This window comes from Roseomonas sp. HF4 (genome assembly GCF_005222755.1).
Lineage (GTDB): Bacteria > Pseudomonadota > Alphaproteobacteria > Acetobacterales > Acetobacteraceae > Neoroseomonas.
Map to the genome: position 1 here is coordinate 17,637 of NZ_STGD01000023.1, position 21,437 is coordinate 39,073.

At 73.8% G+C, this 21,437-nt stretch carries 21 protein-coding genes; 6 read left to right on the plus strand and 15 right to left on the minus strand.

The window, feature by feature from the left end; all coding sequences use genetic code 11:
* Positions 1 to 49: 49 nt before the first annotated feature.
* Positions 50 to 1,465: a phenylacetate--CoA ligase family protein gene (locus E8M80_RS23665; RefSeq protein ID WP_170979607.1), complete on the minus strand. Its 1,416-nt coding sequence runs from the start codon at positions 1,463 to 1,465 to the stop codon at positions 50 to 52.
* A gap of 116 nt (positions 1,466 to 1,581) precedes the next feature.
* On the opposite strand from E8M80_RS23665, the gene E8M80_RS23670 reads away from it, so the two are divergent.
* The gene (locus E8M80_RS23670) at positions 1,582 to 2,028 is read left to right on the plus strand and encodes a hypothetical protein (RefSeq protein WP_170979604.1); all 447 of its coding nucleotides are present in this window, start codon (positions 1,582 to 1,584) and stop codon (positions 2,026 to 2,028) included.
* Between the two features lie 19 nt (positions 2,029 to 2,047).
* On the opposite strand, the gene E8M80_RS23675 is transcribed toward E8M80_RS23670, so the two are convergent.
* From E8M80_RS23675 to eno, 5 genes are all read right to left on the minus strand, one after another.
* Positions 2,048 to 3,265, minus strand: a complete 1,218-nt coding sequence (locus E8M80_RS23675; protein ID WP_137128205.1) for a hypothetical protein — start codon at positions 3,263 to 3,265, stop codon at positions 2,048 to 2,050.
* Complete coding sequence (locus tag E8M80_RS23680; protein ID WP_137128206.1) at positions 3,262 to 4,392, minus strand: hypothetical protein; 1,131 nt, start codon at positions 4,390 to 4,392, stop codon at positions 3,262 to 3,264. Before E8M80_RS23680 ends, E8M80_RS23675 begins: the two co-directional genes overlap by 4 nt.
* A gap of 51 nt (positions 4,393 to 4,443) precedes the next feature.
* On the minus strand, positions 4,444 to 5,778 hold the full coding sequence (locus E8M80_RS23685) for an MATE family efflux transporter (protein ID WP_240790196.1): 1,335 nt from the start codon (positions 5,776 to 5,778) through the stop codon (positions 4,444 to 4,446).
* Positions 5,775 to 6,713, minus strand: coding sequence for a 2-hydroxyacid dehydrogenase (locus E8M80_RS23690; RefSeq protein ID WP_137128207.1), 939 nt, complete (start codon positions 6,711 to 6,713; stop codon positions 5,775 to 5,777). The genes E8M80_RS23685 and E8M80_RS23690 overlap by 4 nt, the downstream gene beginning before the upstream one ends.
* 229 nt (positions 6,714 to 6,942) lie before the next feature.
* Positions 6,943 to 8,229, minus strand: a complete 1,287-nt coding sequence (gene eno, locus E8M80_RS23695; RefSeq protein ID WP_137128208.1) for a phosphopyruvate hydratase — start codon at positions 8,227 to 8,229, stop codon at positions 6,943 to 6,945.
* A gap of 182 nt (positions 8,230 to 8,411) precedes the next feature.
* Here eno and E8M80_RS23700 point away from each other — a divergent pair, with 182 nt between their 5' ends.
* A complete protein-coding gene (locus E8M80_RS23700) occupies positions 8,412 to 9,191 on the plus strand; it encodes an SDR family NAD(P)-dependent oxidoreductase (protein ID WP_137128209.1) in 780 nt (259 codons plus the stop codon).
* Between the two features lie 14 nt (positions 9,192 to 9,205).
* On the opposite strand, the gene E8M80_RS23705 is transcribed toward E8M80_RS23700, so the two are convergent.
* Positions 9,206 to 10,225, minus strand: a complete 1,020-nt coding sequence (locus E8M80_RS23705; protein WP_137128210.1) for a phosphotransferase — start codon at positions 10,223 to 10,225, stop codon at positions 9,206 to 9,208.
* Between the two features lie 263 nt (positions 10,226 to 10,488).
* Here E8M80_RS23705 and E8M80_RS23710 point away from each other — a divergent pair, with 263 nt between their 5' ends.
* From E8M80_RS23710 to E8M80_RS23720, 3 genes are read left to right on the plus strand one after another with little or no spacing between them, the layout of a single operon-like run.
* On the plus strand, positions 10,489 to 11,457 hold the full coding sequence (locus tag E8M80_RS23710; RefSeq protein ID WP_137128211.1) for a S1C family serine protease: 969 nt from the start codon (positions 10,489 to 10,491) through the stop codon (positions 11,455 to 11,457).
* A gap of 28 nt (positions 11,458 to 11,485) precedes the next feature.
* Positions 11,486 to 12,043 carry a cupin domain-containing protein gene (locus E8M80_RS23715; RefSeq protein WP_170979608.1) on the plus strand — a complete coding sequence of 186 codons (558 nt, stop codon included), beginning with the start codon at positions 11,486 to 11,488 and terminating at the stop codon, positions 12,041 to 12,043.
* Positions 12,044 to 12,102: 59 nt separating this feature from the next.
* Positions 12,103 to 12,420, plus strand: coding sequence for a hypothetical protein (locus E8M80_RS23720; protein WP_137128213.1), 318 nt, complete (start codon positions 12,103 to 12,105; stop codon positions 12,418 to 12,420).
* A gap of 248 nt (positions 12,421 to 12,668) precedes the next feature.
* On the opposite strand, the gene E8M80_RS23725 is transcribed toward E8M80_RS23720, so the two are convergent.
* Positions 12,669 to 13,634: a polysaccharide deacetylase family protein gene (locus E8M80_RS23725; protein WP_137128214.1), complete on the minus strand. Its 966-nt coding sequence runs from the start codon at positions 13,632 to 13,634 to the stop codon at positions 12,669 to 12,671.
* A gap of 34 nt (positions 13,635 to 13,668) precedes the next feature.
* A complete protein-coding gene (locus tag E8M80_RS23730; RefSeq protein ID WP_170979609.1) occupies positions 13,669 to 14,208 on the minus strand; it encodes a carboxymuconolactone decarboxylase family protein in 540 nt (179 codons plus the stop codon).
* A gap of 118 nt (positions 14,209 to 14,326) precedes the next feature.
* Between E8M80_RS23730 and E8M80_RS23735 the strand changes: the two genes are divergently transcribed.
* A complete protein-coding gene (locus E8M80_RS23735; RefSeq protein ID WP_137128216.1) occupies positions 14,327 to 15,748 on the plus strand; it encodes a M20 family metallopeptidase in 1,422 nt (473 codons plus the stop codon).
* Positions 15,749 to 15,755: 7 nt separating this feature from the next.
* Here E8M80_RS23735 and E8M80_RS23740 read toward each other — a convergent pair whose 3' ends face one another.
* The 6 genes from E8M80_RS23740 to E8M80_RS23765 form a co-directional block, all read right to left on the minus strand.
* Entirely contained in the window at positions 15,756 to 16,451 is a 696-nt protein-coding gene (locus E8M80_RS23740; RefSeq protein WP_137128217.1) for an ABC transporter ATP-binding protein, read from the minus strand.
* Positions 16,448 to 17,581: an FtsX-like permease family protein gene (locus tag E8M80_RS23745; RefSeq protein ID WP_137128218.1), complete on the minus strand. Its 1,134-nt coding sequence runs from the start codon at positions 17,579 to 17,581 to the stop codon at positions 16,448 to 16,450. The genes E8M80_RS23740 and E8M80_RS23745 overlap by 4 nt, the downstream gene beginning before the upstream one ends.
* Positions 17,578 to 18,726, minus strand: coding sequence for an efflux RND transporter periplasmic adaptor subunit (locus E8M80_RS23750; RefSeq protein ID WP_137128219.1), 1,149 nt, complete (start codon positions 18,724 to 18,726; stop codon positions 17,578 to 17,580). Before E8M80_RS23750 ends, E8M80_RS23745 begins: the two co-directional genes overlap by 4 nt.
* A 166-nt stretch (positions 18,727 to 18,892) precedes the next feature.
* Entirely contained in the window at positions 18,893 to 19,705 is an 813-nt protein-coding gene (locus E8M80_RS23755; protein WP_137128220.1) for a DUF169 domain-containing protein, read from the minus strand.
* Between the two features lie 111 nt (positions 19,706 to 19,816).
* Positions 19,817 to 20,629, minus strand: coding sequence for a DUF6065 family protein (locus E8M80_RS23760; RefSeq protein ID WP_137128221.1), 813 nt, complete (start codon positions 20,627 to 20,629; stop codon positions 19,817 to 19,819).
* 71 nt (positions 20,630 to 20,700) lie between these two features.
* Positions 20,701 to 21,174: a hypothetical protein gene (locus tag E8M80_RS23765; RefSeq protein WP_137128222.1), complete on the minus strand. Its 474-nt coding sequence runs from the start codon at positions 21,172 to 21,174 to the stop codon at positions 20,701 to 20,703.
* Between the last annotated feature and the right edge of the window lie 263 nt (positions 21,175 to 21,437).

Consider the following 21,437-nt stretch of genomic DNA (forward strand, 5'->3'; position numbering starts at 1 on the left):
ATGAGAACCCGATGATGGACCGGGCGCGGCGCGGGCGGAACCCCGCCGGTCAGGACCCGTCCGGCACCTCGCAGACGAAGTCCTCCGACTTTCCCGCCGCGCTGCGCGGCAATTCGTCGAACCCTTCGACCGTCACGCGGAAGCCCGCGCCGAACTTCGCCCGCGCCCAGGCAGCGACGGCCGCTTCCTCCGCCGCCGTCGCCGGCCGCGCGAGTGCCAGCATCACATGCAGGTGGTCGAGCCCCTTCTGCACGATGCGGTACTGCCGGAGCGCCGGCGCCGCCGCGACAAGCCCCGCGATGTCGCCCGACGACAGCAGCGGCCAGCGCCGCCCGCCGCCCGGCAGGCGCAGCATGTTCTGCCGCCGGCCGAGGATGCGCGTGAGCACCGGCAGGCCGCGTCCGCAGGGGCAGGGCGGGCCGACCTCCGCCGCGTCGCCGATGTCGTAGCGGATCAGCGGCATCGCCAGGTTGTGCAGCGGCGTGACCAGCACGCGCCCGGTCTGCCCCGGCGCGCAGGGGCGCCCGGCCTCGTCCACCACCTCGACGCGCAGCCCCTCGGACTGCACATGGTAGTGTGGATGGTCGGGGCATTGCAGCGCGAGGTAGCCGGCCTCCCGCGTGCTGTAGACATCGACCACCTTCACACCCCAGGCGGCCTCGATCGCGGCGCGGTGCTCCGGGCGGAGCGTCTCGGCGATGGCGATGACCTGGCGGAGCCGCGGCAGGCGAAGCCCCGCCTCCCGCGTCGCCACGGCGAGGCGCGCGAGGATCGAAGGATGCGAGAGCAGGTAGTCCGGGTCCTGCCGCGCCAGCCATTCCGCCTGCCGGTCGACCGGCGTCGTGACGTTGAGGCTGACCAGCCGCCCGGTCTCGAACAGCCCGGCGCTCGAGAAGCCCCAGCCCTGCTGCGCGTCACCCTCCGGCCAGGCGGCCTTGCCGGCGCCGCTTTCGCGGATCACGGCCATCGTGCCGGTGAGGTCGCGCCGGTGCCACAGGTGGTCGCGCAGCGTGAAGGCGCTCCAGACGAGTTCCCAGAGCTGGCTGCGCACCGCGCGCACCGGCCGGCCCGCGGAGCCGGAGGTGAAGATCTCGCGATACTCGCCATGGCCGGGCGGCAGCGCGGCGGCGAGCATGGCCTCGTCCGCATCCGCGGCCTGGATCTCGGCGCGCGTCAGCACCGGGATGGCGCGCCAGGCGTCCTCCCAGGCGGGGCCGTCGGACGGGTCGGGCAGGGCGGGCGGCAGGCGGTCGCGATAGAAGGGCACCTCGGCGCGCGCATGCGCCAGGAGCGCCGCGAGCTGGCGCCGCTGGGCATGCTCGATTCGCGCCCGCGGCCACCATTCGGTCTGGCCGAGCTGGAACAGGATGCCGAGCAGCGCCGCGCCCGGGCCGCCCGGCAGGGCTGGCCAGACCACCCCGGGCATGGCCGAGACGACGCCGAGCGGCGGTGCGGGACGATCCATCCGATCCCCTTCTCCCGAGAACGTGTTCGCGCGACGGCGGCGCCGCCACGCGCTTGCCATGGCATTCTGCCGAAATATCGCACACGAGAGCCCCGACTCGGGGGAAGGAGACTGCGATGCGACCCATGACGATCAGTGCCGTCCTGCTCGGCGTGGCGCATGTCACGCTGGCCGTGGCGGTGGCCGCGCCGGTGCCGCCCCTGGCGGGCCTCGTGCCCGGCGCCTCGGACGGCGCCGATGGGGGTTCTGGGGTCACGCTGGCGCGTGCCGGCGCCAGCCCCTTCCTCGCGGTGCCCGAGACGCGGCAATCGGCGCTGCTGCCGGTCGGCGAAGGCGGCGAGGGCGGGCGCGGGCGCTGGCGCCGGGGCGGCTACGGGCCGGGCGCCTATTACGGCTACGGCTGGGGGCCGCCGCCCCGGTACTACTATGCGCCGCCACCCCCGCCGCCGCGCGCCTGGCGACCGCCGCCGGTCTATTACGCGCCGCCGCCGGCCTATTACGTGCCGCCGCCGCCGGTCTATTACGCGCCGTCGCCGGGGGTGAGCCTGAACTTCAGGTTCTGACCCGGCGCGCCGCGCGGCCTCAGCCGCAGTCGAGCAACCGGAGCGCAGCCTCGGGCCCGGCCAGGATCTCGGTCAGCCGGGCGAGGTCCGCAAGGTTCGACCCCGGGGCTGCGCGCAACCCGGCGAAGCCGTCGGCGAGGCGGCGGACGGCGCCGTCATAGGCGGTGCCGCCGCCCAGGCGCCGGCCGGCCTGCTCCAGCCGCTTGAGTGACCGGGCCGCCCCTTCCATGGCGCCCATCCCAGCGTCGTCGATCGCGCCGCCGCGCTGCGCCAGGGGCTCGGCCAGCATCGTCGCGGCCGTGGCGGCGAAGGCGGCGCGACACGCCTCGTCGGCCTGCCGGCGCAGCGCCAGGATGCGCTGCCGGCGCTCCGGCCGCCGCGCCGCGGGCGCCGCTTCCAGGTCGTCGAGCGCCTTCGCGAATTCCTCGGCCTGGTGGGCTGCGCCCTCCGGGTCGTTGTCGGGCAGGTCCGGCCGGCAGTGATCGATCCAGCGGTCGAGCACGCGGTCCGCCACGCCGGCGGGAAGGGAGCGCGTGGCCGCGGCCGCGGCGGCGACGCTGCCCGGCTGCGACGCCTTCAGCAGGAGGGTGGCGAGCATCGCCTCGGCCACCATCGGCGCTTCGCCGGCGGCGGCGCCGATCGCCTCGCGCACCAGGCTTTCCGGTGGTCCCTCCCGCGCCGCGGCGAGCGCCGCCCAGAGCGACGCCGCATGGCGCCAGACGCCCGCGGCCAGCGCCGTGCAATGGCTGAAATCCGCAGCCGAGAGTCCGGTTTCCGCCCATCGCGCCGGCATGCCGGGCGTCGCGGCCGCCGCGGCGCGCCAGAGCCTGCCGCCGGCCGTCCCCACCACGCCGAGATCGGCGAAGGTCGCCCCGGCGAACGCGGCCTCGATGGCGGTCGCCTCGTCGCCGATCGCGGCGCGCATCGCCTCGGTCAGCGGCGCAAGGGCGCTGCGCGGGATCGACCCGTCGGCGCGCTTCCACGCGCCCGGGTCGACGATGACGCCGTCGAGCGGCAGGAAGAGCAGCCGCCCGAGCCCGATCGGCCGCGGCGGGCGCAGGCGCCGCAGCCGCGGGCGCGCGGCATCGAGCAGCCGGTCCGCCACCCGCCGGTCGGGCATGCGGTCGAAGACCGCGACGATCCGGCCGAGCGCGGCATCCGACGCGGCGGCCACGGCGTGCGTGAGGCGCCGCTGCTCCGAGGGCAACGCGGCGCCCGGCGCCGGCGCCGCCGTCATGCGATGCGCGCCCGCAGGCGCTCGTTCCGCGCGACAAGGTCGAGCATCCGGCCGCTGCGCCAGTCCTCCTTCGCGCGCACCAGGCGCCGCAGCCGCGTCGGGCGGTCCCAGTCCTCCTCGACGCCGAGCCATTCCTCGACCTCGCGCGGCATGACCGGGGCGAGAAAGGCCATCTCCCACAGCGCGCCATGGCGCATCTCGGGCGCCGCGTCGCGCCACAATTCGACGATCACCTGCCAGCCGTCGAGCAGCCAGTCCGGGCGGGTGGCGCGGCGGCCGATGCCGGTGGAATCCTCCCGCCAGGCGCGCAGCAGCGTCGGCGTGTCGGACAGCAGGGAATCGAGGTCCCGGAAGGCGACCTCGGCGCATCGCATCGTGAGCCGCGCGGCTTCGGTGACCATCGTCGCGGCGTGCTGCTCGTGCGGGTCGGGGCTCTGCGCCACCCAGAGATCGACCTGCTCGACCAGGGCGACGAGGTCGCGCGCCATCCGCCGCGTGCGCGACTGCACGGGGTCGCCAGGCACGCCGACGCCGCAGAAGGCGCCGGCCAGCGATTCGAGCCAGGCGGCGATGATCTCGGGCGTCACGCCGATGCGCGGCGCGATGCGCCCGACGGCGCGCCGGGCGCGACGCTCGACGTTGGCCGGGCTGTCGGCCTGCGGCGCGGTCGCGGCTTCCTCGGGCGTCTCGCTGCGGCGAATGAGGTCGAGCAGCAGCATGAAGTTGGCGCGCATCCGCCCGGCCGCCTCCTCCCCCCGCGCCTGGGACGCGGCGCCGGCGGCGTCGCGGCCGGCCAGGCCCTCGGCCGCGACGGCATGCGCCGTCTCCCGCACCAGGGCGGGGGTGATGCCGGTCTGGTCCGAGAGCCGCTGCCAGAGCCGCCGGTCGTGCAGGGTAGGCGAGCAGACCTCGGTCAGCGCCGGCCATGGCACGATGTAGAAGCCCCGCCCGCCGGAGGGGTTCGTGATCACCACCTCGAGCCCCGCGCGCGTATCCGTCGGCCGGATGCGCGCGCCGAGCAGGAAGGGGGTGGTGAAGGGTACCGTGACGCCGCGGTCGAGGAAGGTCGCGGGCTGGTAGGCCTGCGTGCCGAAGCGTTCGAGGAGGTCGGTGCGGATCTCGGTCATGCGATCCCGCATCCTGGCCCGTCCGGGTAAACGCCCGATGAGCGCGCTGCCCTACCGCCACACCCCCCGCCGCACCGAGGCGGCGATCAGCACCCCATAGGCCGCGAGGCCGGCGCCGATGGCCGCGAAGGCGCCCGCGAGCCCGGCCCCGGTGAAGGTCGCGAGCAGCCACCCGCCGCCCACCGCGAAGCCGAGCCGCGCGACCGACCCCGCGAAGGGCCAGCGCATCCGCCCCGCCCCCTGGCACGCGAAATAGAGCGCCATGCCGAGCCCGAAGGGCCCGAAGGACGGCCCGACCCAGCGCAGGAACACCACCAGCGCCGCCTGCACCTCGGGGTCGGCGGCGAACAGCCAGGCGAGCGGATGCGGAAACACCGCCGCGGCGATGCCGATGACCCCGCACAGGCCGGCCGCGAGCAGCCCCCCGCGCCAGGCGGTCGCCCGCGCCCCCGCCCAGTCCCCCGCGCCGACCCGCCGCCCGACCAGCGAGGTCAGCGCCACGCCGATCCCGAAGCCGAGCGGGATCATCAGGAATTCCAGCCGCACGCCGACGCCATAGGCCGCGATGGCCGCCGTGCCGTGCCGCGCCACCAGCGCCGTCATCAGCACCACGGTCAGGTTGGCGATGGTCGCCATCACGGTCGCGACCGCGCCGACCGCCAGGATGCGGCGGAAGTAGTCCGCGCGGAGCGGCGCGTCGAGGCGCGGGCGGAACCCGGCGCCGCCGCGCAGGATGATGGCCGCCATGGTCGCCGCCGCCAGGCCGAAGGCGATGAGGTAGGCCGCCGCCGCGCCCGCCAATCCCCAGCCGAAGCCCAGCATGAACAGGCCGGACAGCGGCGCCTCGATCACCCAGGCGGCCGTCATGACCCGCGCCGGCAGGCGCATCCGCCCGGCGCCGCGCAGCGCCGCGCCCAGGATGTTCGACACCCACACCAGCACCGCGCCGCCGAACACGATCGAGGCGTAGGAGAGCGCATGGTCGAAGATCGCGCCCGCGCCCCCCACGGCGCGGAACAGCGCGGGGCCGAGGCCGAGCGCCAGCACCGTGGTCAGCGCGCCCATGCCGACCGCGATCAGCACCGCGTGCTTGATCAGCGCCGCCGCTTCCTCCATCCGGCCCGCGCCGATGGCGCGCGCGACCGCCGAGGTGACGCCGCCGCCCATCGCGCCGCCGGAGGTCATCTGCATCAGCATCAGCAGCGGCAGCACCAGCGCGTAGCCGGCCAGCGCCTCGGTGCCGAGGCGCCCGATCAGCGCGGCCTCGGCGGTCTGCGCGATGGCCTGGACGAAGGTGACGAGCACTGTCGGCGTCGCGAGGCGAATGATCTCTGCCAGCGGGGCGGGCGCCGCCGGCGGCTCGGCCTCGGCGCGCGGCGTCGTCACGCGACGCGGTGCAGCAACGGCTCGCCCGCCGCGAGGCGCCGGACATTCTCGGCGGCCAGGCGGAAGGAGCGGTTGAAGGTGCCGGTCGTGAGCCAGGCCACGTGCGGCGTCACGACCACGTTCGGCAGGCCGAGCAGCGGATCTGCCGGATCGACCGGCTCGGCGGCGAAGACATCGAGCCCGGCTGCCGCCAGGTGCCCCGAGCGAAGTGCGGCGACCAGCGCCGCCTGGTCGACCAGCCCGCCGCGCGCCGTGTTCACCAGCACCGCGCCGGGCTTCATGCGCGCGATGGCGCCGGCGTCGATCAGCCCGCGCGTCGCGGGCGTCTCGGGAATGTGGAGCGAGACGACGTCGCTCTCGGCCAGCAGCGCGTCGAGGTCGCGGTACTGGCCAGCCGCTGCCTCCTTCGGTGCGCGGGCGGTGTAGAGCAGCCGGCAGCCGAGCGCTGCCAGCACGGGCGCGAGCAGGGCCGGGATGGCGCCGTAGCCGACCAGCCCGACCGTCCGCCCGCCCAGTTCGAACAGGCTGTCCTGCAGTCCGGGCGGCTGCGCCCAGCCGCGGCCCGCGCGCGTCTCGGCATCGAAATGCGCGACGCGGCGCAGCGCGCCCAGCATCAGCAGCAGGGTCAGCTCCGCAACCGCACGCGCATTGGTGCCCGGCAGGTTGCACACGGCGATGTCGCGCGCCCGCGCCGCATCGAGGTCGATGGTGTTCACGCCGACGCCGATCTTCTGGATCAGCCGGAGCCGCGGCGCCTGCGCGATGTCCTCGGCCGAGAGCGGACGCAGCACGTGCCAGATCACCTCGGCCTGCGGCAGGGCGGCGGCGAAGCCGGCCTCGTCCGCGTCGGGCACGATGTCCAGCGACAGGTCGGGCAGGGCGTTCAGCCGTGCGGCGAGGCCGGGTCCGGCGGCGTAGTGGAGCAGGACCTTCACGGGCGGTCACCGGAGGGGCGCTGCCCCTCCGGACCTCCCCGCCAGAGGCCGAAGGGTCTCTGGACATCGATACCTGATCGGGGACGGGCGTCATTGGCGCATCCGGCATCGGGGGCACGCCATGCCCGCAATCCGCGAATCTGAGGGTTTCCAAAGGCCTTTCGGCCTTTGGTGGGGTGGGGTCCGGGGAGGGGCAAAGCCCCTCTCCGGGACAGCGCCGCCCCCGCCCTCACCGCGACCGCCCCAGCACCGCCCCGCCCGCGAAGCGCGCGCGGCTGCCGAGCGCTTCCTCGATGCGCAGCGCCTCGTTCCACTTCGCCATCCGTTCCGACCGCGCGAAGGACCCCACCTTGAGTTGCCCCACCCCCCAGCCGAGCGCCAGGTGGACGATGGTCACGTCCTCCGTCTCGCCCGAGCGCGCCGAGACGATGCCGGCGTAGCCGACGTCCCGCGCCGCGTCCCAGGCGGCCTTGGTCTCGGTCAGCGTGCCGCGCTGGTTGGGCTTGATGAGAACCGTATTGGCGGCGCCCGCGGCGGCGGCGCGGCGCACGCGCGCGGCGTCGGTCACCAGGAAGTCGTCGCCCACCACCTGCACGCGGCGCCCGACTTCCTGCGTGAAGGCGGCGAAGCCGTCCCAGTCGTCCTCGGCCAGCGGGTCCTCGATGGAGGCGATGGGGTAGGCGTCGATCCAGCCGGCCAGCATGCGGATCATGCCGTCCGTGTCGAGCTCGCGGCCTTCGAGGCCGAGCCGGTAGCGCCCGCCCTTGCCGAAGTCGGTCGCGGCGACGTCGAGCGCGATGGCGACCTGCGATCCCGGCCTGAAGCCCGCGCGCTCGATGGCCTGCACGAGCGTCTCGAGCGCCTGCTCGTTGGCGTCGAAGGCCGGCCACCAGCCGCCTTCGTCGGCCACGCCCTGCAGCAGTCCGCGGTCCTTCATGATCGACCCGGCGGCGCGGTAGACCTCGGCGGTCCAGTCCAGGGCCTCGGCGAAACTGGTCGCGGCGGGGCAGATCACCAGGAAGTCCTGGATGTCGACGCGCCGCCCGGCATGGGCGCCGCCGCCCAGGATCTGGATCTGCGGCAGGGGAAGAAGGGTCGCGTTCTCGCCGCCGAGGTATGTCCACAGCAGCATGCCCTTCGCATGCGCTGCGGCATGCGCCGCGGCCATCGACACCGCGAGCGTCGCATTGGCGCCGAGCCGCGACTTGTTCGGCGTCCCGTCCAGCGCGATCAGTGCCGCGTCGATCCCCGCCTGGTCGGCCGCGTCCATGCCGGCGATGGCGGGGGCGATCTCCGTGTTCACCGAGGCGACGGCGCCCTTCACGTCGTAGCCGCCGAAGGCGGTGCCGCCATCCCGGCGGTCGAGCGCCTCCCCGCTGCCGGTGCTGGCGCCGGCGGGCGCGATGGCGATGCCGCGCGCGCCGCCCGCGAGCCGGACCTCGGCTTCCACGGTCGGGCGGCCGCGGCTGTCCCAGACGCGGCGGCCGCGGATCGAGGCGATGGTGGTGCTGGTCATGCGCGTTCCGGCGTTCCCTCGCGGCGCGCAGGCCGTGCGCCGGTCCCTTCAGGTAGCCGAGCCCTGCGGCAGCGTCCACGCGCGGCCCGTCCGCCGTCGCCGCCCCGGGCGCCGGCCGGCCCTGCACGGCGGCGGCGCGGTGGTGTAGGAACGGGGGCGCAGTCGCAACCGGAGAGCCCCGCATGGCCGCCAAGGTCGCCCTCGTCACCGGTGCCGGGCGCGGCATCGGGCTTGCCACCGCGCGCCGCTTCCTGGCCGAGGACTGGCGCGTCGCGCTGCTCGACATCGACGCCGCGCTTCTGGAGCAGGCCATGGCCGGCCTTGCCCGGCCGGAGGCGACGCTCGCGCTGCACGCCGACGTCGCCGACGCGGCGGCGGTACAGGGCGCGGTCCGTCGCACGGGGGCGGAGTTCGGGCGGCTCGACGCGCTCGTGAACAATGCCGGCATCGCCGTGTTCAAGCCGCTGCTCGAGACGACGCCCGAGGACTGGGCGCGCGTGCTCGCCGTGAACCTGACCGGGCCCTTCCTCGCGACCCAGGCGGCGGCGCCACTGATGGCCGAGACGGGCGGCGGCGCCGTGGTCAACATCACCTCGATCTCGGGGCTGCGCGCCTCGACGCTGCGCGTCGCCTACGGGACGTCCAAGGCGGGGCTCGCGCATCTGACCAAGCAGCAGGCGGTGGAATTGGGCGCGCTCGGCATCCGGGTGAACGCCGTGGCGCCGGGGCCGGTCGACACGGCCATGGCCAAGGCGGTCCACACGCCCGAGATCCGGCGCGACTACCACGACACCATTCCGCTCGACCGCTACGGGCTCGAGGAGGAACTGGCCGAGGCCATCTTCTTCCTCTGTTCCGACCGCGCCTCCTACCTAACGGGCCAGGTGATCGCGGTGGATGGCGGTTTCGAGGCGACCGGGATCGGGCTGCCGACGCTGCGGGCGGCGCGGCGGAACCTGTAGCGGCGGGGCGCGCCTCAGGCGGAGATCTCGGCGGCCCAGGCCGCCCGCACCGCCGCAAGCCGGGCGGGTGGACGCCGCAGGAAGGCGCCCGCCACCCGCCGCACGCGGTCCTTGCCGGCGTCCTCCGTGATGTATTCGACCGGGCTCTTGCCGTCGATGCGGGCGAGAAACAGGCCCGGCAGCAGGCTCGCCGCCCGCGCCTCGAGCGCCGCGGGCGCCTCCCACGCGACGCCGGCGAGGTAGGCCGCGGCGAGCGCATCGAAGGCCGCGAGGAAATCCGCCGCCGCGCGGGGCGTCCAAAGGCATTTCAGCAGCAGGTGGTTCAGGCAGAAGGCGAGGTCGAAGGCCGGGTCCCCCCACCAGGCGCATTCCGCGTCGAGGAACACCGGCCCCGCCGGGCCGGCCAGGATGTTCTTCGGGCTGACATCGCCGTGCACCAGCGTCCGCCTAGTCGCCGCGGTGCGCGCCGCCAGCGCCTCCAGCGCCGGCGCGAGGTCGGGGTGCGCGCGCGCCGTCGCCAGCAGGTAGGGCTCGAGCCGGATGGCGTGGAAGATGTCGTCGGTCGGGAAATCGGCGGCCAGCGCCGGGCGCGCGGCGGCATGGGCGTGGATGCGCGCGATGCGGCGCCCGACCTCAGCGGCGAAGCCGGCATCGGCGTCCCCGTCGCGCAGCAGCGCCTTCCAGACCGGATGGTCGCCGGGCGGCAGCCATTGCATGGCCAGGGTGCCGGTCGCCGCGTCCTGGCCGAGCAGGGCGGGCGCCGCACCCGGCACCGCCTCGGCCGCGAGCGCGAGCCAGCGCGCCTCGTACAGGTTGCGCACGACCGGCGCGCGCCAGTCCGCCGCCACCTTCAGCTTCGGCAGTGCGCGCTTGACGCAGGCCTCTCGCCCGCCCGGCAGCACGACATGCCAGATATCGGACGACACCCCGCCCGAGAGCGCCGTGCCGGCGGCCGCGGCGCCCGGCGCCAGCAGCCCCATGGCGCGGAGCCCGTCTCGGATCGGCGCGGGCAGGGGGGCATCGGGAAGGGGCATGGGCGGGTCCGGATCCTGCCGCGGCGCAGGCCGCGGGGTCCCAGGATGCCGCGCGCGGGACGCCCTGCCCATCCCGCGCGGCGGCGGGCCGTGCTAGGCTTCGCCCTGGCCGGATGACAGCGACGGGCCGGATGTCCCGTTCGGGGAAGTCCCGTCGCGGAGCGGATCAGGCCCGTTCGGCGGAACCGCGGCAGTGTTCCATCCGGTCGGGCGCTGCTCTAGGAGGATGGCCGAACGACAGGCGGGGCTTCGACGGACACGACATGGCCAAGGACGAGTGGGACATCCCGGAACACCTGCAGCCCGACCCTTCCGAGTTTCCCTTCGACATCGGGGCCGCGCTCGGCAGCATCGTCGCGCTGCGCACGGCGGTGCCGGCGGATGCCTTCACGGCGCGGGTGCTCGGCACCGAGCGCGAAGGCAGCGGCGCGGTCATCCGCGACGGGCTGATCCTCACCATCGGCTACATCGTGACCGAGGCCGAGGGCATCTGGATCACGACGGCCGACGGTCGCGTCGTGCCCGGCCACACGCTGGCGGTGGACCAGGAAACGGGCTTCGGCCTGGTGCAGGCGCTGGGCAGCCTCGGCGTCGCGCCGCTCGAACTCGGCGACAGCGAGGCGCTGCGCATCGGCGCGCCAGCCATCCTGGCGGCGGCCGGCGGGCGCCGCGCGGCGGTCGGCTGCAAGCTGGTCGCGCGCCAGCCCTTCGCTGGCTACTGGGAATACCTGATCGAGGACGCGCTGTTCACCGCGCCGGCGCACCCCTCCTGGGGCGGTGCCGGGCTGATCGGGCCGGACGGGAAGCTGATGGGCATCGGCTCCCTGATCCTCCAGCAGGGGGAGGAGGCACGGCGGCTCGACCTCAACATGGTGGTGCCGGTGCACCGGCTCTCGCCCATCCTGGGCGACCTCGTGACCCTGGGGCGCGTGAGCCGCCCGTCCCGGCCCTGGCTCGGCCTCTATGCGACCGAGGATGACGAGGGGGTCGCGATCGCCTCCCTCGCGCCCGGCGGGCCGGCCGAGAATTCCGGCGTGCGCACCGGCGACCGGGTGCTGGCCGTGGGCGGCGTGGCGGTGACGGACCTGGCCGAGCTCTGGCGCGCCGTCTGGTCGGCGGGCGATGCGGGCGCGACGGTGAAGCTGAGGCTCGGCCGGGCGCGGGGCTCACGCGATGTCGCCGTCGTCTCGGCCGACCGCACGGATTTCCTCAAGCACCCGCGGATGCATTGATGGTGCGCGGGATGATCGTGGTGCCGTCATGGCGCCCCAGATGATCGTGGTGCCGCCGGGGGGCGGCGAGCAGCACTGGCAGCCGGAGCCCGCCAATGGCTGGATCGAGGTGCTGACCGCGCCACGCCTCGCCGGCGCGGTGCCGGGGCTCTCGGCCGGGCTGCAGGAACTCCCCCCGCTCGGCAAGATCCGCGAGCACGCGCACCCGGCGCAGACCGAGATGTTCTGGATCATCCAGGGCCAGGCGCTGGCGCGGCTCGACGGCGAGGTCCGGCGGATCGTCGCCGGCACCTTCATGGTGGCGCCGCCGCATGTCCGGCACGGCTTCATCAACGACGGCGACGCGCCCTTCCGGATGCTCTGGACGCTGGTGCCGGCGGGGCTCGAGGAATTCTTCGTGGCGATCGGCCGGCCGAAGGGGCCGGGCCTGCCCGACCCGACGCCCTATCCCCGCCCCGCCGAGGCCGGGAGCATCGAGCTGGCCACGGTGTTCGAGACGCTCGACCCGCCGCCCGAGCCGCCCTGGGACACGGCGCCGATCGCCGACCCCGCGGTGCTGGAGCCGCTGCGCCGCCTGGCGCGCTGAACGTGCTTGGCGGCGGGACGTGCCGCCGCATATCCTCAGCCAAGCATAAGGGGGCTCTGATGCGTCGTTCCGGGATGCCCGTCGCCGTCCGCTTCATGATCCTGCATGGGTTGGTGGGCTTCGGCCTGTCGGCCCTGTTCGTCGCCGCGGTGCTCTGGGCGGACCCGGGCGGGGTCGGCAGCCTGATCCTGCGTCATGGCGGCCTGCCGGTGATCGCGATGCTGTGGTTCTTCACCGGGCTGACCTTCGGCTCGGTGCAGATCGGCGCAGCGATCATGCTGGATGACGGGCGCGAACAGGGGCCGCGCGGCGGGCGGCGGATGCGCCTGCCGGCCGTGGCGGTGCCGGCCCGGGCGGCGGCACGCGCTCGGCGCTGAGCGGCCGGCGTTCCGACGGAGGGCGGGTTGCGCCGCCCGTGCCCGCCTCGACGTGGATGGGCTGTCGACAAGGTCGGGGGAGGAGCACCTCCCCCGAACCCCCTCCCTTGTCTGTCATTTGGCACCGGTCCTGGAAAGCGGGGCGTCAGGTGTCGGAAAAGGTTGTGGGGGAGAAGTTCCCTTTTCTCCCCGCCCTGTCTTCCACGCGCCATCCCGCGTCGCGACCGCAATCCGCCGGCACGGGCGCCCTACCGGGGCAGCACTGCTGCGTCGCGCGGCGTGAGCTCGCGCCCCCGGCCGAGCGCCCAGTCCGCGATCTCGTCCCGCCGCGCGAACCACACGCCGGGATGGCCGGCCGCCCAGCGCAGGAAACGTTCCACCGATGGCACCACCGCGGGCCGGCCGGCCACGAAATCGTGCAGCGGCACGCTCATCATCCGCCGCCGCGTCGCGCCCTCGGCGTAGAGCACCTCGAATTCCTGGGCCAGCATCTGCTCGTAGTCCGCCAGGCCGCGCTGCTGGTTCTGGAAGAAGTTCAGGTCGTTCACGTGGCCCATGTAGGGCACCAGGCAGAAGTCGCGGTCGCCGTTGACCGTCGTGATCCAGGGCTCGTCGCGCGTGCGGTCGTCGATGGAATAGATCAGGCCGAGCTCCTGCAGCAGGTCGTTGGTGTTGACCGACCCCTGCAGGCCCTGCGCGTTGAAGCCCTTCGGCCAAAGCCCGGTCGCGGTCCTGAGCGCGTCGAAGCCTTCGCGAAGGAACGCGCGCTCCTCGTCCTTCGGCAGGTGGAACTGCGGCGCGTGGCGGATGGCGCGGCCGCCCGCCTCGTGGCCGCGCGCCACGATCTCCCGCGCCAGGTCGGGGTAGCGGCGGATGCTCTCGCCGATCATGAAGGAGGAGACGCGGCAGCCCACGCGGTCGAACAGGTCGAGCAGCCGGGGGATGCCTTCCTTCACGCCATAGGTGCGGTTCATGACCATCGGCAGGTTCGGGAAGCGCTGGCTCGCCTGCGGCGTGCCGGGCGGGCCGGGCTGGAAGGCGGCGGGCTGGCCGCCATCCGCCTCGAACATCATGCAGATGCCGATCGCCAGTCGCGCCCCGCCCGGCCAGAAGGGCCCGCGCGGGCGGGCGGGCTGCGCGCGCACCGGCGATGGCGCGGCGAGCAGCCCGATCGCCCCGCCGCCAAGGCCGCGCCGCGTCCATCGTCCCGCCATGGTCGCCTCCCGCGCCGGTCTTACTGCCGCGCTGTCAGGCATGCGCGTCCGCCGCCGCATCGATGCCGAGGGCTGCGGAGAAGCGGTTGAAGAACCCGGTCAGCGTGATGCGCAGCGTGAGTTCGACGATCTGCGCGTCGGTGAAGTGCTCGCGCAGGCTCCGGAACAGACGCTCGGGCACGCGGTGGCTGTCCTCCCAGGCCGCGATGGCGAAGGCGATGACGGCGCGGTCGCGGGCGGTGAAGGCCGGGTGGTCCGCATTGCCGGGCAGGCCGGCCACCGCCTCGGGCGGGATGCCCTCCACCGCCAGGAAGGGCTCGTGATGCGCGATGCAGTAGTCGCAGGCATTGAGCTTCGAGACGACGACGATCGCGAGTTCCAGCGCGCGCCGCGGCAGCGTCCCGGCGGCGCGCAATTCCATCAGCATCGGCATCAGGTGCCGCAGCGCCGCCGGCACATGGGCGAAGACCTCGAGCTGCGCCTCGAAGGGTCCGTAGGCGGTGGCGTAGCGGTGCCACGTCTCGGCCAGGTCGGGCGGCAACGTCTCGGGGCGGATGGGCGTCACGCGGGGCATGGGCGGGCACTCCTCGTCGGCGGGATGCTGCGTCCCGCCGGGCGCGGCTGTCCAGCGCTGGACGGAGGGGCCTGCGCAGGCGAGACTCGCCGCCCGAGCCCCGAGAAGGACCCCGCCCATGCAGAACACCGAGGAAGTCTGGCGCCACGTGGACGCCAAGGCCGCGGACGCGATCGCGCTCGCCGACCGCGTCTGGGGCATGCCGGAGCTCTGCTACGCCGAGGTCAGGTCCTGCGCCGAGCACACCGCGATGCTGGAGGCGCACGGCTTCCGCGTGACCAAGGACGTCGCCGGCATCCCGACCGCCGTCATGGGCGAGGCGGGGGAGGGCGGCCCCGTCATCGCCATCCTTGGCGAATACGACGCGCTGCCGGGGCTTTCGAACGAGGCCGGCGTGGCCGAGCACCGGCCGCTGCCGGGCGACGGGTCGGGCCATGGCTGCGGGCATAACCTGCTGGGCTCCGCCTCGCTGCTCGCGGCCTCGGCCGTGAAGGACTGGCTCGCGGCGAATGGCGTCAAGGCGCGCGTGCGCTACTACGGCTGCCCGGCCGAGGAAGGCGGCGCCGCCAAGGGCTTCATGGTGCGCGAGGGCGCCTTCGACGACGTGGACATGGCGATCTGCTGGCACCCCGCCGCCTTCACCGGCGTGAACGAGGCGGTTTCGCTGGCCAATACCCGGATCGACTTCGCCTTCACGGGCCGGTCGTCGCACGCCGCCGCGGCGCCGCATCTCGGGCGCTCGGCGCTCGACGCGGTCGAGCTGATGAATGTCGGCGTGAACTACATGCGCGAGCACATGCCGTCGGACGCGCGCATCCACTACGCCTACCTCGATGCCGGCGGCATCGCGCCGAACGTGGTGCAGGGCGCGGCCAAGGTCCGCTACCTGATCCGAGCGCGCGACCTGACGGAGCTGAACGGCCTGGTCGCCCGGGTGCGCAAGATCGCCGACGGCGCGGCGCTGATGACCGAGACGACGGTGACCACCAAGGTGGTGAGCGCGGTCTCCAACCTGCTGGCGAACACGCCGCTCGAGAAGGCGATGTACGAGAACATGCTGCGCCTCGGCCCGCCGCAGTTCGACGAGGCCGACCGCGCCTTCGCCGCCGAGATCCAGAAGACGCTGTCGGACGACGACATCGCCGCCGCCTTCCGCCGCCACGGGCTCAAGGTCGAGCGCGGCAAGGAACTCTGCGACATCATCGTGCCGCTGGATGCGAAGGGGAATGGCGGCGTCGGTTCGACCGACGTGGGCGATGTCTCCTGGGCGGTGCCGACGGTGCAGGCGCGGGGCGCCACCTACGCCATCGGCACGCCGGGGCATTCCTGGCAGCTGACGGCGCAGGGCAAGTCCGGCATCGCCCACAAGGGGCTGGTGCATGTGGCGAAGATCATGGCCGGCACGGCGGTGGACGCGATCCGCAACCCGGAGATCCTCGCCGCGGCCAAGGCGGACCACAAGGCGCGAACCGACGCGCATCCCTATGTCTGCCCGCTGCCGCCGGACGTGAACCCGCCGATCCGGATGAGCGGGGACTGAACCCGCGCTACCCGACCGCCTCGATCCGCCCGTCGCGCAGCCCGACGATACGGTCGAAGCGGTCGAAGATCTTCTCGTCATGCGTGACGACCAGGACCGCTGCCCGCTGCTCCCGCGCCACCTGGCGCAGCAGGTCCATCACCACCCGGGCGCGCTCGGAATCGAGCGCCGCGGTCGGCTCGTCGGCCAGGATGACGCGTGGGCGGTTGGCCAGCGCGCGGGCGATCGCGACGCGCTGCGCCTCGCCGCCCGAAAGGCGGGAGGGCATCGCCGAGGCGCGCCGGCCGACCTGCAGGTAGTCGAGCAGGTCCCGTGCCCGCGCCCGCGCGGTGCCGACATCGGTGCCGGCCAGCGTCATGGCCAGCGCGACATTGTCCGTCGCATCCAGGAAGGGCAGCAGGTTGTGGAACTGGAAGATGAAGCCGATGCGCTCGCGGCGCAGGCGGCGGAGATCGCCGATCCGCCAGGCGCCGTCCCAGACCACCTCCTCCCCCAGGCTGAGCCGCCCCGCGCTCGGCTCCAGGATGCAGGCGATGATGTTGAGCAGCGTGGACTTGCCGCTGCCCGACGGGCCCTTGAGGCCGACCACCTCCCCCGCCGCGACATCGAGGTCCACGCCGTCCAGCGCGCGCACCGCCGCCTCGCCCTCGCCGAAGACCCGGCCGATCCCCTCCACCCGCACCAGTGGCGCATCCGCGCTCATCCACCGAGCGCCTGCTGTGGCTCGATCCGCAGCGCCGCGCGGATCGAGATGACGCTGCCCGCGACGCAGATCGCCCCGATCACGCCGGCCATGACCGCGACCTCCGCCGGGCCGAGCGCGACCGTGCGCGGGAAGGCGCCGCGCGTGGCGAAGACGATCGCGACCGCCGCCGCATAGCCCGCCGCGCCCAGGATCAGCGCTTGCTGCAGCACGAGCCCGATGATCGTGCGGTCGGACGCGCCGATCAGCTTGAGCGTCGCTATCTCCCTGAGCTTGTCCATGGTCATGGTGTAGATGATCAGCGAGATGATCACCGCCGAGACGAACAGCAGCACGACGGTGAACATGCCGAGCTGCACACGGGCGCGGTTCACGACCGACCGGGTCAGCAGGTCGGACTGCTCGGCATCGGTCAGCGCGCCGAGGTGCTTCCACCGCCGGGCCACCTCGGCCACCGCCGCGGGGTCGGCCGCGCGCGAGAGCCGCGCGATCACGGCATTGACCGTGTCGGTCGAGCCGCCGCCGGTGCCTGCCGCCTGCGCCCGCCGCGCGGCCGGCGGCGCGAGCTTGAACTGCAGCTCCTGGCTGTCGCGCAGCGTGATGAACACGAGCGGATCGCCTCCCGCGGCGACCAGGCCGCGCGTGGTGCCGACCACCCGGTAGCGGTCCCCGCCCAGGATCACGGTCGCGCCGGGGGCGAGCCCGGCGCGCGCATCTGCCACCATCTCGAACCGCGCGCCGCCCAGCGCGCGACCGCGCTCGATCGCATCCGGCCCGCCCGGCCGGCCGGGCTCGTAGCCCATCACCTGCGCGCGCAGGATGCCCTGCGGCGCGGCCATCTCCGCCGTGCGCAGCGTGATCGCGCCGGCCGCGGCGACGCCGGGCAGGCGCGCGACCATCTCCCGCACGTCGCCCGGGATGCGCGACGATTCCGCGAAGGGCCCGCGTGTGCCGGATTCGACCACCCAGAGATCGGCGCGCAGGCTCCGGCTGAGCGCCAGCGCCTCGGCTACCACCCCCTGGTAGATGCCGACCATGGAGAGCGCCACGCCCATCAGCAGCCCGAGCCCGATGCAGGTCATCAGGAAGCGGCCGAGCCCGTGGCGGATGTCGGCCAGGGCGAGGTTCACGGCGCCGGCACTGCCCGCGCGGCCCGCCCCTCGGCGAATCCGGACGCGACGCGGGTCACGACCTGCGTGTCCGGCGGCAGTCCGTCGGTGATCGCGGCGCGGCCATCCATCAGCCGGGCGGCAAAGCGCGCCTCCCGGCGCGCGAGGCGGCCGTTCGCGACCACCCAGACGGTACCGGTCGCGCCGTCGAAGCCGTGGATGGCGTTCTCCGGCACCAGGCGCGCGCTGGGCAGGCGGCCGGTCTCGATCACGACCTCCGCCTGCTCTCCGAGCACGGGCATCTCGGGGCAGGCGATGCAGCGGACATGGACGCGGCGCTCCTCGGTCACGCGGTCTGCCTCGAGGCCGATTCGCGCCACCTGCGCCGCGACCGGCCGCCCCGGCCGGCTACGCAGCGTGACGGTCGCGGGCTGGCCGAGCGCGATGTCCCCCGCCCGGCCCTCGTCCACATAGGCGAGCGCCCAGAGGCTGTCGGGCGCGACCAGGGTGAAGATCGGCTCGCCCGGATTGACCGCCGCGCCCGCCTCGCGCTGCCTCGCGATGACCACGGCGTCGTAGGGCGCGCGGAGCGTGTGCTTGGCCAGCGCGGTCTGCTCGGCCGCGACGTTGGCGCGCGCCTCGGCCTGCAGGGCGCGCGCGACCGCGGCATCGGCTCGGTTCACCGCAAGGTCGGCCTCGGCGGTCGCGACCTCGGTCTCGGCGAGCTCGGCCGCCTCCAGGCTGCCGACATTGCGGTTGGCGAGTTCCCGCCGGCGCCGTGCGGTGGCCTGGCGCTGGGCAAGCAGCGCCTCGGCCCGCTCGCGCTGCGCCTCGGCGCGCTGGGCCTGCGCCGCGGCCGAGAGCACGGCGGCCTCGGCGCGGGCGAGGCGGGCCTCCTGGCTCGCGGCACTTAGCCGCGCGAGCGGAGCGCCGGCGGCGAGGCGGTCGCCGTGGTCGGCCATCACCTCGGTGAGCGTGCCGCCGACCTCGAAGCCGATGCGGGAGAGGATGCGGGCCTCGACCGCCCCCAGGCCGAAGACCGTGACAGGCACGTCCTGCGCGACGGCGGCGACCGGGACGAAGAGCGGCCGCTGCGTCGCGAACCACCAGCCGCCGCCGCCGACGGCGAGGAGCAGGAGAGCGGTTGCGGCGGCGAGGCGGCGCATGGCGACATCCAGGACATTCAGAATATCTTATCTAATGTGCCCGGCCCCCGCCGCCAGACCCCCATGCCGGGACGGCGGGCAACGAGGAAGAGCGCCGGCGCGCTGCCCGTGTGGCGCGCGCCTGCACCCGTCCGCGGCATCCCGACCGGGCGTCGCGGGCCGATTGTCACGTCTTCCCGGCGTAGGACTTCGCCATGCCTTCCCCGGGATCCGCCTGCGGCCCGTAGGGCATGATCGGATAGCGCAGCCCCGCCTTCGACAGCCCGAGCAGCCCCTCGACCGCCACCGCAAGATCCGCCGGCGGCAGCGCCATCAGCATCTCGTCGTCCGCGACGCCGCCATAGCGCCGTTCCGCGTAGCAGGGGATCGACAGCGACGGCGCCCGGTCGCGCAGGGCGCGACCCCAGGAATCGGCGCAGGCGCTCTCCCCCGTCACGGAGAAGTCGAACCGCTTGTAGGTCTTCCACTGCAGCCCGTTGATGAACAGGATCATCTGCGCGGGGTTGGCGTAGAACAGGCAGATGTCCGGCGGGTCGAGCCTGGCGCTGCGCAGCGGCGAGACCACGAGGCCCGCGTAACGCGCCGGCACGCGCGGCATCTCGGCCTGGTGCTTGGCGGCCGCTTCGCGGTTCTCGAACCAGACGCCCTCGAACTTGCGGCCCGAGAGATAGAGCTCGGACGGTTCGTTCAGCCCGATCACGCCGCCGCAATTGGAAAAGCCGGGCACGTTCTCGTGCGCGATGCCCATTGTGAAGCCGGCGATCCGCGCCTGGGTCACCAGCTGGCAGGTGGAGAATTTGCGTCCCTCCGGCGGGCGGCGCAGGCCCGGGACCTTCGCCATCTCCTCCGCGCTCTCGAACAGCTTCATGCCGATCGGCAGGGTGCGCAGGCGGAGCAGCTCGGTCAGCTGGCGCGCCAGCTCGGCCACCTGGCGGCCGTCGAGCTGTGGCGTCCCGGCCACGGGCGGGGCATCGGTCATGGGCGTTTCTCCTCAACGCCGCCGATGATGCGCCGATGGACCGGCCTGTCCAGAACGAGCGAAGCCGCCGGCCTTGCGGCACGGCGGCTTCGGGCGGCGCAGGCGGAGGGGTCAGGCCGCCGGCGCCGCTTCCCGGGCCGCGGCCATGGCGGCGAAGGGGCAGCCCTGGCCGCGCCGCGCGCGCCGCACATCGGCGGCGTAGCGGCCTGGCTGATGGTCCTCGGCCATGGCGGGCGTGACCACGCTGTCGCGATAGGCGTTCCACTCCGTATCGCCCCACTGCGTGAAGGCGTCGGTGACGGAGGACGCGTTCATCACCGCATCCGCATAGGCGAATTGCGGCACGGGCTGGACCTGCAGGATGGGGCGCAGCTGGTTGATCTCGACCGGGATGTCGGTGCGCGTCATGCGGATGTTGGTAAAGAGCGGGCCGAACCACTTGTCGAACTCGACCACGCCTTCGAACTGCTCGTAGTGCGGGGACCGCGGCAGGTTGGCCGGCGCGCGGCTCAGCAGCGACCAGCCGGGTGCCGTGCGGACGAACAGGCCGGTCCACATCTGGACGACGCCCGGCTCGGGAAGGCCGGTCAGGAAGGGGGGCGAGAAGCCGCGGATGTCCTGCGGCACCTCCTCGTCGAAGCGGGCGCGAAAATGCGGGTACTGCACGGCGCCGAGGCCGAGCGGCATCCATTCGTGCTCGAGCTCCTCGCAGGTCCAGAGGATCTCGTGGCCATCCCACATCAGCGTGAAGTCGAGCGGCGCGGTGATGTGCCAGCCATAGCCGGCGGCGGTGGTGACGGCATCGCAGTAGCGGAAGGCGCGGGTCGGCAGGCCGCCGAGCCCCGAGCGGTCGGCGCGCTCGGGCGCCGGGATGCCGGGAATGAGGCGGTGGAAGGCGACGATGGGCGTCCTGTCCGGGGTCATGGCTGCCGTCCTGGCCGGATTCGGGAAGGGGGGGCGGGGGCTCCCCGGGCGGAGAGCCCCCAGCTCCGCGGTCAGGCGGGACGGCGGAGGCCGGCACCGGTGCGGACGGTGCCCTTGTCGGCGACGGAGGCCTTGGGCGCGCGGAGGCCGGCGCCGGTGCGGACGGTGCCCTTGTCGGCGACGGAGGCCTTGGGCGCGCGGAGGCCGGCGCCGGTGCGGACGGTGCCCTTGTCGGCGACGGAGGCCTTGGGTGCGCGGAGGCCGGCGCCGGTGCGGACGGTGCCCTTGTCGGCGACGGAGGCCTTGGGTGCGCGGAGGCCGGCACCGGTGCGGACGGCGCCCTTGTCGGCGACGGAGGCGAGGATCTTGGTCATTGGCTTGATCTCCGGGAGGGTGATGATGTCTGGCTGGTCGGCCATTGCCCCGGAGGCTGGCTGCAGGCGAAGGCCAGCGCAAGTAATCATTCCTACTTGTTTAAACTTATTTTCTTGATAATCTAATTGAATAGGAATACGATCTTTTTGAAGTACGTTGGTGCTGTTCAAAGGTCAGCAACATGGACCAAGCGAACGCTAAATTCATGTCGCGATGATGCGTATAACGCGAAATTCACGGTCCAGATTACAACCTATTAGTTAATTTCTCCGCGTTTCATCGCCGCTGACGTCTCTCGCGGATTGAGGCGGCGGCGCATCTGGCCGTGCCGGGTGCTGCTCCCCAGGGCTTGCGCGGCGTGCCATACCCCGGCCGCCGCGTCGTCCCCGACCGCACGGCCCCTGTTTGTCATTACGGCAAAGGCCGTTAGGCT

Bases quoted from the DNA above. Each gene is read 5' to 3' on its own strand.
- E8M80_RS23680 (WP_137128206.1), bottom strand. From the start codon at position 4,392: ATGACCGAGATCCGCACCGACCTCCTCGAACGCTTCGGCACGCAGGCC.
- E8M80_RS23710 (WP_137128211.1), top strand. From the start codon at position 10,489: ATGGCCAAGGACGAGTGGGACATCCCGGAACACCTGCAGCCCGACCCT.
- E8M80_RS23715 (WP_170979608.1), top strand. From the start codon at position 11,486: ATGGCGCCCCAGATGATCGTGGTGCCGCCGGGGGGCGGCGAGCAGCAC.
- E8M80_RS23755 (WP_137128220.1), bottom strand. From the start codon at position 19,705: ATGACCGATGCCCCGCCCGTGGCCGGGACGCCACAGCTCGACGGCCGC.
- E8M80_RS23725 (WP_137128214.1), bottom strand. From the start codon at position 13,634: ATGGCGGGACGATGGACGCGGCGCGGCCTTGGCGGCGGGGCGATCGGG.
- E8M80_RS23665 (WP_170979607.1), bottom strand. From the start codon at position 1,465: ATGGATCGTCCCGCACCGCCGCTCGGCGTCGTCTCGGCCATGCCCGGG.
- eno (WP_137128208.1), bottom strand. From the start codon at position 8,229: ATGACCAGCACCACCATCGCCTCGATCCGCGGCCGCCGCGTCTGGGAC.
- E8M80_RS23730 (WP_170979609.1), bottom strand. From the start codon at position 14,208: ATGCCCCGCGTGACGCCCATCCGCCCCGAGACGTTGCCGCCCGACCTG.
- E8M80_RS23750 (WP_137128219.1), bottom strand. From the start codon at position 18,726: ATGCGCCGCCTCGCCGCCGCAACCGCTCTCCTGCTCCTCGCCGTCGGC.
- E8M80_RS23670 (WP_170979604.1), top strand. From the start codon at position 1,582: ATGCGACCCATGACGATCAGTGCCGTCCTGCTCGGCGTGGCGCATGTC.
- E8M80_RS23720 (WP_137128213.1), top strand. From the start codon at position 12,103: ATGCGTCGTTCCGGGATGCCCGTCGCCGTCCGCTTCATGATCCTGCAT.
- E8M80_RS23760 (WP_137128221.1), bottom strand. From the start codon at position 20,629: ATGACCCCGGACAGGACGCCCATCGTCGCCTTCCACCGCCTCATTCCC.
- E8M80_RS23675 (WP_137128205.1), bottom strand. From the start codon at position 3,265: ATGACGGCGGCGCCGGCGCCGGGCGCCGCGTTGCCCTCGGAGCAGCGG.
- E8M80_RS23700 (WP_137128209.1), top strand. From the start codon at position 8,412: ATGGCCGCCAAGGTCGCCCTCGTCACCGGTGCCGGGCGCGGCATCGGG.
- E8M80_RS23735 (WP_137128216.1), top strand. From the start codon at position 14,327: ATGCAGAACACCGAGGAAGTCTGGCGCCACGTGGACGCCAAGGCCGCG.
- E8M80_RS23705 (WP_137128210.1), bottom strand. From the start codon at position 10,225: ATGCCCCTTCCCGATGCCCCCCTGCCCGCGCCGATCCGAGACGGGCTC.
- E8M80_RS23740 (WP_137128217.1), bottom strand. From the start codon at position 16,451: ATGAGCGCGGATGCGCCACTGGTGCGGGTGGAGGGGATCGGCCGGGTC.